Raw genomic sequence first — 12,523 nt, forward strand, 5'->3', positions numbered from 1 at the left:
AACAAATTACGAGAAAAATATGGAAATCTGACCGATTGTTTTTTGAAAGTATTCCAGAAACCCGATTAAATGCATAAATACTGTGTTGATTGCTGTTACAATTACAACTGATTTCCTTAAAAAAGTGACATTAGATTCTATGAATAGTTAGTATCTTTGTAATGTTATAAAAATAGCACATGTTAGACATTCAGAAGATACGCAAAGACTTTCCAATTCTCAACAGAGAAGTAAACGGAAAACCCTTAATATACTTTGACAATGCGGCCACTTCACAGACGCCACAACAAGTCATAGATTGCATTACGGATTATTACACAAATTACAATGCAAACATACATCGAGGTGTACATACTTTAAGTCAGGAAGCAACAGATGCGTATGAAGAAGCACGTATTAAAATTCAAAAACATTTTAATGCAGCAAAACCGTATGAAATGATTCTTACTTCAGGAACCACCGATAGTATTAATTTAGTAGCCAATGGTTTTGCTTCTTTACTAAAAAAAGGAGACGAAATTATTGTTTCTGCTTTAGAGCATCATTCAAATATTGTGCCTTGGCAAATGTTGTGTGAACATACAGGCGCTCATTTAAAAGTGATTCCGATGTTTGAAAGTGGACAGTTAGACATGGACGCTTATACTGCTCTGTTGAATGAACGTACGAAGTTGGTTTTCTGTAATCATGTGTCAAACGCATTAGGAGTTATCAATCCAATTGAATTCATCATTGAAAAAGCACATGAAGTTGGTGCTGCGGTTTTAATTGACGGCGCGCAAGCTTCGCCACATATCAAAGCAGATGTGCAAGCATTAAATGTAGATTTCTATGTAGCTTCTGCACACAAAATTTGCGGTCCAACAGGCGTTGGTTTATTATATGGAAAAGAAGAATGGCTTACCAAACTTCCTCCATACCGAGGCGGCGGCGAAATGATTGATCAGGTGACATTTGAAAAAACAACCTACGCTGGTTTGCCACACAAATTTGAAGCTGGAACACCAAATATTTGTGGTGTTATTGCTTTTGGAGCTGCGCTCGATTATATGAATGACATCGGTTTTGAAGCGATTGCAGCCTATGAAAACGAATTGTTGGAATATGCTACGGAAAAATTACTCGCTATTGGCGATGTTACCATTTATGGTTCAGGCGCAAAAACAGCGGTGATTTCGTTCAATATCGAAAACATTCATCCGTATGACATTGGAACCATTGTAGACAAGCTAGGAATTGCAGTGCGTACAGGACATCACTGCGCGCAACCAATTATGGATTTCTATAAAATTCCAGGAACCGTGAGAGCTTCGTTTTCATTCTACAATACCAAAGAAGAAATTGATAGTTTTATTGAAGCTACTAAAAAAGCAAAAATGATGCTTTCGTAGTATAAAATGCTCATTAAAAACAGCTTAACTATAGAATCGATCCACTGGTCGATTCTTTTTTTTGCGATTAATTTAAAAAACAGGTGTGTGTTTTATCGATAAACCTACTATTCTTCACTTGTAGTTTCATTTGCACAAATTGTTATAAATGTAACAAAATGAAATAAAAAATGCGATTTATCTAAAAAATTAGTAAAAAATGTAAATAATACTTAAAAATATATACATTTGACAGAATTTTTTTAACCCGAAAACACTAATAATTAAATTATGAAAAAACTTCTATTAAGCATGGCAGCTCTTGCTTTGGTTATGGTGTCTTGTAGTGATGACCAGACTACAAACACAAACAATCTAGAGGAGCAAGGAGTCGATATGAGCGACTTTTACTTGTACACTGAAAATAGTGAAAAAGCCGCAGGCGGATGTTTTACTATGCAGAAATTGAACGCACAACTTGACAAAGATTCTGAATTATTTAACAGAATGTATGACATTGAGAAAAAGTACAGAGAAAGATCTATAGCTAAAAAACCAGGTAATGGAAATGGTAACGGAAATGGCGGCGGCGGAAACGGTGGCGGAGATCCAGAACCACCAGGAGATAACTTAGGTGTTGTTACAATTCCTGTATATATACACATAGTATATAGTAACAACAATGAAAACATTAGCGATGCGCAAATCAATTCGCAAATGGCAGTATTAAATGACGATTTTAGAAGAGCAAACAATGATGCAAACCAAACGCCATCTTTATTTGAGCCTGTAGCAGCTGATACTGAAATTCAATTTACATTGGCAGGAGTTTTCAGACATGCTAACTCAAGAACTTCTTGGGGGACAAATGACTTAGTAAAATCACAATATCCTCCAGTGACTCCAAGTACACACTTAAATATGTGGGTTTGTAATATTGGTGGAGGAATTTTAGGGTATGCGCAATTCCCAGGTGGAAACCCAGCAACAGATGGTGTTGTAATGTCTCCTCAATATTTTGGAACTACAGGATATGTAGCGGCTCCATTTGATGGAGGTAGAACTACTACACATGAAGTTGGACACTACTTAAACTTACGTCATATTTGGGGAGATGGAAGATGTAACAGAGATGATTTTGTTTCTGATACACCAACTTCTGATGCACCAAACTACGGATGTCCATCATTCCCAACAACAAATTGTCGTTCTACTGATATGACAATGAATTATATGGATTATACTGATGATGCTTGTATGAATATGTTTAGTGCAGGACAAAAAAGCAGAATGCGTGGAGTATTGGTTCCAGGCGGAGCAAGAGAAAGTTTAGTAAATTAATCTCATAAAAAGTGCTAAATTTAAAATAGGAAAGACGCCAATTTTGGCGTCTTTTTTGTATTATTATAAAATCTGAACTTAAAAAAACTCTTATGAAATATCTATTTGTTCTATTCTCTGTCGCGTTATTTACCAAAGGTTGTGGAGATAAAGAAACACAAGAAGAAACGGTAAAAAGTGCACAAGACGATATTTCAATACAATACGAAGCAGTTTCGCGTGGATTTTATGAAAGAATACAAGTTTCTAAAGAACAACTTGCATTGACAAAAGTACAAGGTGGAAAAGTATCTGCGCTACAAGAAATGGCAGAAAGCGATTGGAATGAAATTGTATCATTATTATCAAAAATAGACGCTGAAAAAATAAAAACATTGGAAGCGCCGTCTGCAAAACGATTATACGATGGTGCCGCACATGCTGTTTTAACGATACAATACAAAGATGTGGAAGTGTCTTCAAACTCTTTTGATCATGGAAATCCACCAAAAGAACTTACCGCTTTGGTAGATAAAATGCAAGCAATGGCAAAAGCTGTTGATAAACAGTAATAGTTGTTGTATTTTTGCGTCTAATAAACAATCGTGTAAACGAAGAAGAAATGACGATACAAGAAATACAGGATGAAATAGTAGACGAATTCAGCATGTTTGATGACTGGATGCAGCGCTACGAATACATGATTGATTTAGGAAAATCATTGCCTTTAATCGATGAGAATCTCAAGAAAGAGGAAAATCTTATCAAAGGTTGTCAAAGTAAAGTATGGGTTCATGGCGAAATGCAAGCTGATAAACTAGTTTTTACGGCAGATAGTGATGCCATTATCACCAAAGGAATTATTGCCATTTTAATTCGTGCATTTTCAAACCAACATCCAGCGGCTATTATCAACGCAAGTACTGATTTTATTGATGAAATTGGTCTTAAAGAACACTTGTCGCCAACAAGAGCCAACGGATTGGTAAGTATGATTAAACAACTAAAGCTATACGCAATTGCGTATCAAACACAATTAAATTAACATGTCAGAAATCACAATAGATACAGCAGCACTAGGCGAAAAAATAGTACGCGTTTTAAAAACCATCTACGATCCAGAAATTCCTGTAGACATTTACGAACTAGGATTAATTTATGATGTTTTTGTAAACGAAAATTACGATGTAAAAATCTTAATGACCTTAACATCGCCAAATTGTCCTGTAGCAGAAACACTTCCGCTAGAAATAGAAGAAAAAGTAAAATCGCTCAAAGAAGTCAACAATGCTACGGTTGAAATTACTTTTGAACCTGAATGGAGTCAGGATTTAATGAGCGAAGAAGCAAAACTAGAATTAGGTTTATTATAAACTATGGCAGACGAAATCATCAATAGAGTTGCGCAAAGCAAATTAGTCACATTCGATTTGGAAGATTATTATCCTTCCGGTGAACGTGTGCTTTTTGATATTTCCGATTGGCTCATGGAAGGCTTAATTCTTCGCGAAAAAGACTTCCGTAATTATGTTGCTGAGCACGATTGGTCACAGCATAAAAACCAGTATATAGCGCTACATTGTAGTACAGATGCCATCGTTCCTGCGTGGGCATATATGTTGGTGAGCGTACATTTGACACCTTTTGTCGAAAAAGTTATAATTGGCACCTTGGAGCATCTTGAAACTTCCATTTACCAAGAGATTATTGGAAATTTAGATGTTTCAGACTATCAAGACAAACCTGTAATTATAAAAGGTTGTGCCAACAAACCTATACCAGACAACGCTTACACGATGATGATTCAGAAACTACATGGTACGGCTAGAAGCATTATGTATGGCGAAGCTTGTTCGTCAGTTCCTTTATACAAAAAGAAGAAAAACGCTTAAAAATCATTTAACTTACTGATTATCATTTGTTTAAATAATTTATGATATTTTTGTGAACTGAAACGCAAATTTTATATTTGCCATCGCAAAAATTAAAGTGAAGAGATGTGAAATAAATTCTTACATTAGTTATGATGAACTAAGTAAATTAGAATAATTTTGCATCACTGATAACCTAATAAAAATAGACAAATGAAAAAAATCGTATTTGCCATCGCATTATGTTTGGGAATGAGTTCAATGAACGCACAAACCGCAGAAGAACTAAAAGCGAAAAAAGCAGAAAAGCAAGCAGAAGCCGATGCTATTCAAGCAGAAGCAAATGCTATTCAAGCACAAATTGATGCACTTCCAGGATGGAAAAAAGGAGCTTTTGGAACCATTGGAGGAAGCATCTCAGAATTCAGTAATTGGTACGCACAAGGAATTCCTAACAACTCTTCAGGAAATATTGGATTTACAGTAAATGCTTTTGCAAACTTAAATCAAGAAAAGTTTTTCTGGAACAATAGTGCTAATGTTAACTTAGCTTGGGTAAAACTTGACAACACTGACGATCCAACAGATAGTGATAAGTTTAGAGAAGCTACAGATGTATTCAATATTAGTTCTTTATACGGACGTAAATTAAGTGAGAAATTCGCAATTTCTGGATTGGCTGAATATAGAACAACTATCTTAAGTAACTTTAACGATCCTGGATATTTAGATGTAGGTGTTGGTGCTACTTGGACACCAATTACAAACTTAGTTGTGGTAATTCACCCATTAAACTACAACTTTGTATTTGCTGATAATGATACTGTATTTGAGTCTTCTTTAGGTGCAAAAATCGTTGCAGATTATACAAGAAGCATTGGTGCTATCAACTTTAAAACGAACTTATCAATGTTCCAAAGCTATAAGAGTAGTGATTACTCAAACTGGACATGGACTAACTCATTTAGCTACACATTGTGGAAAATGATTGGTGTTGGTTTCGATTTCGGATTAAGACAAAACAAGCAAGAAGCTGTAAACTTCAATCTTGCACAAGGAAATACAGGAACTACATTTGATAATGTAGACAACAAATTACAATCATACTGGACAATTGGTTTAAGCTACAACTTATAAAATAAAGTCCATCAATAGTATAGAAAAGCGTTTCCATTTGGAAACGCTTTTTTTGTTTCACACATTTTGATTTCAAATTTTCAGCATATATTTTTGCCCACTTATTTGTGATATACTATGAAACATACCATAATACTGTGTCTCCTATTCATAGGATTAACCGCTAAAAGTCAAGAACTACAAAAATCAACAGCAATAGAAGCTGCCATACAAAACGCTGTAGCTGTTAAAAAACCTGTTGTTGCAAAAGATACACTTCCAAAAGGTTGGCGATCTAAGGGAAATGTATCCTTTCTATTTAATCAAGCTGCATTTTCCAATTGGGCAGCTGGTGGAGAAAACAGTATCTCTGGGACTTTAGGGTTGAACTACGATTTAAATTATCATCAAGAAAATTGGGATTGGGACACTAGAGTTGTAGTTGCTTATGGTTTAACACAAACCAAGAACAGTGAATTTACTCGAAAAACCGACGATCGATTTGAACTAAATTCTGTGATTGGTAAGAAAGGAGAAAACAATTGGTTTTATTCGGCTTTCTTGAATTTTAGAACACAAATGACCAAAGGATTCAACTTTAGTACAGACGAGAATGGAAAAGAAATCCGTACGCAAAACACCAATATTTTATCGCCTGCATATTTGTCGCTCGGACCTGGAGTTTTATGGAAAAAGAGTGACAATCTTAACTTTAATATTGCGCCTGGAACTTCTAAAATGACGATTGTTGATACAGATTTTACCTTACCAAACTCAGCATATTTTGGGGTGGAAGAAGGTGAAAGTATTCGCTATGAATTGGGCATGTATGCTTCAGGTTATTACAAGTTTACATTGTTGGATAATATTGTGATGGAAAACATTTTGAATGTGTATTCTAATTACTTAGAAAAGCCTGAAAATGTTGATATCGATTACAATGTAAATTTAGTCATGACGATTAATAAATACTTGACGACAAACATCAACTTTCAAACTATTTATGACGACAATGCTTTCCGAGGTTTTCAAACGCGTGAAGTACTTGGTTTGGGCGTGAATTATGGATTCTGATGAAAAAAGTCGTCTTGACTTGATTTAGAATCTTTAATTTTTAATCAATTTCTTCATAATATATTGGTTGTTTTCGAAATAGACTTTTACAAAATACACACCTTTAGATAAGAAGGATACATTAGTTTTCATTAGATCATTTTGATACACTTTTACAATGCGTCCAGAAACATCAATGATAGATAGTTTGTTTGGAACTTTGTTTTTTGAACTCAGCAGTAACACATCAGTTACCGGATTGGGAAGCAATTGCACATCATTTTGCAAATCAAAAGATGGTGTCGAAAGTTCACAGTTAATAGCAGGAGTAATTCCTGCTTCCATATGATCTTGCATGGCAGCATGTTCTTGCGGAAGATCGTCAATGCAAGCATAACTTATATTTTCGGTATAGAACAATGAGAAAAATCCACTTGGAAAGCTATTGTTTTGCATGTTCAAATAATCGAGCGAAAGGTCTTCTATTCGCTGGTTCACAATATTCGGTAAATCGGAAATATCTATTCTTTTCAAAGAAGCACAAGATCCAATTTGTAAATCGGTAATATTTGTAAGACCCAATAATTCAACTTGTTCCAAGCTTGCTAACCAAAGAATGCGAAGCTTTTCTATATTTTCAAAATGATGTAAATCGTCTACGGATGTTATATGATACGTATCAGGAAAACTTCCCAACATCAAACTGGTTACCGCCAAAGCTTCGCTAAGTTGTATTTCATTATCATCATTGGTATCCACATCATTATCTGCAATGCCATCGTTATTGCTATCTACACAGTTTTCAGATATCAAATAGGACTTTAAATTCGCGTCAGCAAAATGAATATTCTGTGCAAAAGCGGCAATTCCAAACCCTACAAACATGCTAAAAAATAATATCTTTTTCATTCTTTGCATTTTATAACAAGGTACAATTATTTTTTAGTTCGTACTATGAAAATAAGACTAATAAATAGTATGTTATCAGAGACTTACAGCTTTCGCAACTGATTAAAATCCAAGAAATATGTCATCTTCAACGAAATGGTATTGCTATTGTCTTGTTGTAACGTATTTTTCAAATTGGTGCCGTAACTCGAATTGATTTGATTGTTAAACAAGTTCGCGCCCAACTTATAATTAAAGCTCAACTCGCTGGCTGGTGCAAATTGCCATCGCGCAATATAATCGATTGTAAAAGAGTTGAAATTATCATCAAAATCGTTTGGATCAATCGTAAAATTATTGCGAACTAAATCTCCTTGCGTATTCAGCGAAAACTGATCGTCATAATCTACCTGAATCCAGTAATGACGCACGCGAATATTCATGCTCAATTTTGAATAAATTGCATAACTCGCTTCAAATGTATTGGTGAGTTCTTGAACGCTGCGTTTCCCAAAAATCAAGTCATCATCTGCACGTCCCACAAAACCAGCATTACTCGGAATATTGGTTAAATCTTGCCTAAAATTTAAGGAAACATGTTGCCCAAGTTGAGCGCGCAATCCGTAACCTGCAATAAACTCGTTTGAAAAAATATCAGAGTCCAAGGTTTTCACATACACAGCATAACCTGCAAATGAAAAATTCTTGTTGCTATTGGTTTGATATTCTGCAAAATATTCCAACTGCGCAGGTTTGTTAAAATGACGATCTTTGGTACGCGGTTCAAAAAAATCCTTTCGAGGTTCTATATAAGCAAACGAACCAAAAACGACACTATTATTCTTCAATGTTGCATCTCCTTGAAGCTTGAAATAGGCAAATTCTTTTTCAAATAGACTGTAATAATAGCGCTGCGAATGATCGATGCCAACCGAATACTGATTGAACCATTTTTTAGGATTATTATTTTGATAATTGATGTTGGCACGAACCGAAAACTGATTGTTTCTAGGGAGAAATCCGAAGTCATTATTGTCAAACTTTTCATCATATAAATTTGCTGAAATTCCGCCTGTCCAATTGCCACTTACTTTTGACAAATAGGCAAAATACTGATGTCCGAATTCGTTTTTTTGATCGGAGAAATACTTTTGCGAAACGGCTTTTTTAACATACAAAGAATAGGTTCTGTTTTTGGTATATCCGCGGAACAGTAAGGCTGAAAAATTGCTGTCATAATCCTTTCCGCTTCGCCAAACAGAATTGTTTAAAAAGGTAATGGATGAGTTATTTTTTAAGGTTTGATCGAGCACCAAAGCATTATAATTTGTAAACGGATTTGTCTGCACGTTTCGAAATTCATTCGTTTCCGTATTTCGAATCGTAGCTTCACTTTTGTTCGTAATACCGTTTAAAACTCCGATAGAAAAACCTTTGGACGATTTCCCAGTGACTTTGACAAGATTAAGGATGTTAGAAGCAATCGGATTGTTTATGATTTCTTCGTTTTCGCCTAAAGAAATATTATTGATGTTGATAGGAACGCCGCCAATTCTTCGTGTGTACAAATAACCGCCTTTGTCAAAAATCTCGGTGCCTTCAATAAAAAACTGTCGGTTTTCATTGAAACGAACTTCAAACGGAGACAAGTTAAAAATTTGATTGTCAGACAAGGCTTGACTAAAGTCTGGAATGAGCGAAACATCTAAAGTATACGAATTGTCGTGTACATATTTTACATCCAAACCGCCGTTAAAATTGGTTTTGCTAGTTCCGTCAGGACTTTTTTCGTTCACCACAGAAACAAAAGGCAATAACGATAAGTTTAATGGTGGCGTAATTTTTGGCAAACCTTCTAATGTCCCAAATTGGTTTAAATATCCATCAACTTCAGGCTTTATAGGACTCCAATATGATTCTTCGTTCAATTTTGTGGAGACTCTTTGAAAATTGATTTTGAAATTGTCCATGGCTTCTTTAGGAAATCGAATACTATTGAACGGAATTTTAAATTCTGCAATCCATTTGTCATCATACAATTTTACAGCACTGTTCCAAACTACATTAAAGTTTCCATAGGAATCGTTCTGACTCAATTTTATATCGGTTTGCACATTGGCTGCTGTAATGGTAAAATCGTATCCTTCACGCGTTTCGCCAAAAGGATCAATCTGCAAGGCAAAAATATCTGCATTTCCTGTATTGTCACGCGCGCTTAATTGACTGCTAATTTCATCTTTGCTTTCTACATGCATGATTCCCAAAACATACAAATAGCTTTCATCGTACAATACTGCAATTTCCGTTTTGCGTGCAGAAGGCTTTCCGTTATCAGGTCGTGTTTGTGTAAAATTGCCAATTTCGGCATACTGTTTCCAATCCGTTTCATCGGCAATACCGTCAATAGTAATTGGAGAAGAAACTTTATGAATTTGAATAGATCGTTGTGCGTATAAAGACACGCTACAGAATAAGAAAGTATAAAAAATAATAAAATGTCGCATTTGATTGATGAGTTGATTTTACAATGCAAATGTGAAGAAGTCGCTTAGATAAACAGGTTAAACCGAAGTTAACGAGGAGTTAAGGTGTTTTTTAACATAAAAGGAAGTTCTGTTAACATAGAATGAGAAACTCAGTAAAACCAATAGTTTTCAGCGTTTTTTAGGTTAATGATCGGTTAACGATGTTGTTTTTTATGGCTACAAATGCCCGAATGACTACTTTTGAAATGTTGAAACTGCAAAATCAGTAAACAACCAACAATAACCATTGAATGAAAAATAAAATTACCATATTAATTATTGCGTCCATTGCTACTGTAATTGCTTTATCAGGAATTCAAGCATATTTGGTAGAAAGTGCATATCAACTTAAAAAGACTGCATTTCTACAAGAAACCAATGATGCAATTTCGGATATAGACAATCATCCCGAATTGGATTCATTAATGGATGTTTTGGCAGAAGATTTACGTGATAATTTGGGTGATTATAAAAACGAACGTATCACCAAACCTGAAGTCATTCAAAAATTACGCATCAAAAGCGATAGTATCAACATACCATACATGCAACGTTATGATAAAGAATTGAAAACTATAGATTTAGGTTATAAAATTCGTTACAAGCGAGAAATATCAAGTGTTGTACTATTTAATGGAAAGCAAACGGATACTATTTTTCCAATTCCAACTATAAAAGATGGTGCTATTTTGGGAGAAAAATTTGATAATAAAGATTCACACACTATCAAAACATCGCGCACGTTTACAGAGTTTAGTTATTATGTGACTGGTGAAAATGATAGTATTTATAGTAAAGCACTCGATGTAGAAATAAAAACGAAAGATATTATTTTAATTACCGATTGGAAAAGTATCGTATTTCGTCGTTTGGCAACCTTATTAGTCTGTGCAGTATTGCTCTTTTTATTTGTGGTCGGATTGTTCTATTATTCAATTAAAACACTCATTAATCAGAAGAAAATTACGGAAGTCAAAACAGATTTCATCAACAATATTACACACGAATTAAAAACGCCGCTGGCAACGTTAGGAGTCGCTTCCAAAAGTTTAAAAAACAAGGAAATTCGAAATTCTGCGGAAGCGTTTGACCATACTTTAAATATTGTAGACCGACAGAATACGCGTTTGCAAAAACTCATTGATCAAGTGTTGACAAATAGTTTGAGCGCCAATGATATTGTATTGTCGAAAGATACTGTGGTAGATAATGAATACTTTGAAGATTTAATTGCCGATTTTAAACTGTCAACACAACAGCGACACTTAAGTATTATTAATAATGTATGTGCCGAAGAAGTATTGTTGCGTATTGATACATTTCACTTTACCACTGCGCTTTTCAATATTTTGGAAAATGCGGTAAAATACGGAAACGATCAAACAGAAATTATCATAGAAACATCGCTGAAAGGCAATGAATATAAAATTGAAATTACGGATAATGGAGTCGGAATTGCCACCGAAGATATAGCACAGATTTTTGATAAATTTTACAGAGTTAGCCACGGAAATGTACACAATGTAAAAGGACTCGGACTCGGATTGTACTATACAAGCCAGATTGTAAATGCACACAAAGGAAAAATTTCAGTGCAAAGCGAATTAGAAAAAGGAACCACTTTTATCATATTAATACCAATTAACTAATGCAAAAAACCAAAGTTTTACTCGCAGAAGACGATTATGATTTCGGAAGTATTTTAAAACAATACTTAATGATTCACAATTTTGAGGTCACTTGGGCAAAAGACGGTCAAGAAGCTTTTGCGCTTTTTACAGCGGATGAACATCAACAAGAACAAGCATTTGATATTTGTGTATTTGATGTGATGATGCCAAAGCTAGACGGTTTTTCATTGGCAGAAAAAGTGATTCAACACAACCCAGAAATTCCCTTCATCTTTTTAACCGCTAAGAAGATGAAAGAAGATAAAATACGAGGACTAAAACTCGGAGCCGACGATTATATCGTCAAACCATTTGAAGCAGATATTTTAGTATTACGCTTACAAAACATATTGAAACGAGCTCAAAAAATGATCATTTCATCAAAAAACGAACAGCAATATGCCATCGGGAAATATGTTTTTGACACCGTAAACTATCAATTGAAATTCAATGGAGAAACACAGCGAATTACTGAGAAAGAAGCGCAACTTATTCAGTATTTCTACGATCACAAAAACCAAATGATAAAACGAGAAGACGTTCTTGAAAATGTTTGGGGAAATGATGATTTCTTTTCGGGAAGAAGCATGGACGTATTCATTAGCCGACTCCGGAAATATTTTAAGAAAGATTCTACAATTGCCATTGAAAGTACACGTGGCGTGGGATTGACTTTTAAAATCATCACAAATTAAGAATTAAAAATTCAT

At 34.7% G+C, this 12,523-nt stretch carries 12 protein-coding genes; 10 read left to right on the top strand and 2 right to left on the bottom strand.

The window, feature by feature from the left end; genetic code table 11:
• The first annotated feature begins 179 nt into the window (after window positions 1-179).
• The 8 genes from Q0845_RS00765 (at window position 180) to Q0845_RS00800 (ending at window position 6,751) form a co-directional block, all read left to right on the top strand.
• Complete coding sequence (locus tag Q0845_RS00765; protein WP_298507644.1) at window positions 180-1,391, top strand: aminotransferase class V-fold PLP-dependent enzyme; 1,212 nt, start codon at window positions 180-182, stop codon at window positions 1,389-1,391.
• A gap of 270 nt (window positions 1,392-1,661) precedes the next feature.
• Window positions 1,662-2,711 carry a zinc metalloprotease gene (locus Q0845_RS00770; RefSeq protein ID WP_298507646.1) on the top strand — a complete coding sequence of 350 codons (1,050 nt, stop codon included), beginning with the start codon at window positions 1,662-1,664 and terminating at the stop codon, window positions 2,709-2,711.
• Between the two features lie 92 nt (window positions 2,712-2,803).
• On the top strand, window positions 2,804-3,262 hold the full coding sequence (locus Q0845_RS00775) for a hypothetical protein (RefSeq protein WP_298507648.1): 459 nt from the start codon (window positions 2,804-2,806) through the stop codon (window positions 3,260-3,262).
• A 50-nt stretch (window positions 3,263-3,312) separates the two neighbouring features.
• Window positions 3,313-3,735, top strand: a complete 423-nt coding sequence (locus tag Q0845_RS00780; RefSeq protein ID WP_298507651.1) for a SufE family protein — start codon at window positions 3,313-3,315, stop codon at window positions 3,733-3,735.
• A 1-nt stretch (window position 3,736) separates the two neighbouring features.
• A complete protein-coding gene (locus tag Q0845_RS00785) occupies window positions 3,737-4,063 on the top strand; it encodes an iron-sulfur cluster assembly protein (protein WP_298507653.1) in 327 nt (108 codons plus the stop codon).
• A 3-nt stretch (window positions 4,064-4,066) separates the two neighbouring features.
• A complete protein-coding gene (locus Q0845_RS00790) occupies window positions 4,067-4,582 on the top strand; it encodes a DUF2480 family protein (RefSeq protein ID WP_298507656.1) in 516 nt (171 codons plus the stop codon).
• 192 nt (window positions 4,583-4,774) lie between these two features.
• Complete coding sequence (locus tag Q0845_RS00795) at window positions 4,775-5,698, top strand: DUF3078 domain-containing protein (RefSeq protein WP_298507659.1); 924 nt, start codon at window positions 4,775-4,777, stop codon at window positions 5,696-5,698.
• A gap of 117 nt (window positions 5,699-5,815) precedes the next feature.
• Window positions 5,816-6,751, top strand: coding sequence for a DUF3078 domain-containing protein (locus Q0845_RS00800; protein ID WP_298507662.1), 936 nt, complete (start codon window positions 5,816-5,818; stop codon window positions 6,749-6,751).
• A gap of 33 nt (window positions 6,752-6,784) precedes the next feature.
• Here Q0845_RS00800 and Q0845_RS00805 read toward each other — a convergent pair whose 3' ends face one another.
• Both Q0845_RS00805 and Q0845_RS00810 read right to left on the bottom strand, forming a co-directional pair.
• Window positions 6,785-7,639 (bottom strand): T9SS type A sorting domain-containing protein, encoded by an 855-nt coding sequence (locus tag Q0845_RS00805; RefSeq protein ID WP_298507665.1) that lies wholly within the window; start codon window positions 7,637-7,639, stop codon window positions 6,785-6,787.
• An 83-nt stretch (window positions 7,640-7,722) separates the two neighbouring features.
• Window positions 7,723-10,122, bottom strand: coding sequence for a DUF5916 domain-containing protein (locus Q0845_RS00810; RefSeq protein ID WP_298507668.1), 2,400 nt, complete (start codon window positions 10,120-10,122; stop codon window positions 7,723-7,725).
• Between the two features lie 272 nt (window positions 10,123-10,394).
• Between Q0845_RS00810 and Q0845_RS00815 the strand changes: the two genes are divergently transcribed.
• Window positions 10,395-11,792: a HAMP domain-containing sensor histidine kinase gene (locus Q0845_RS00815; RefSeq protein ID WP_298507671.1), complete on the top strand. Its 1,398-nt coding sequence runs from the start codon at window positions 10,395-10,397 to the stop codon at window positions 11,790-11,792.
• Entirely contained in the window at window positions 11,792-12,508 is a 717-nt protein-coding gene (locus Q0845_RS00820) for a response regulator transcription factor (RefSeq protein WP_298507674.1), read from the top strand. Before Q0845_RS00815 ends, Q0845_RS00820 begins: the two co-directional genes overlap by 1 nt.
• Window positions 12,509-12,523: the final 15 nt, after the last annotated feature.

This window comes from uncultured Kordia sp. (genome assembly GCF_947489565.1).
Lineage (GTDB): Bacteria > Bacteroidota > Bacteroidia > Flavobacteriales > Flavobacteriaceae > Kordia.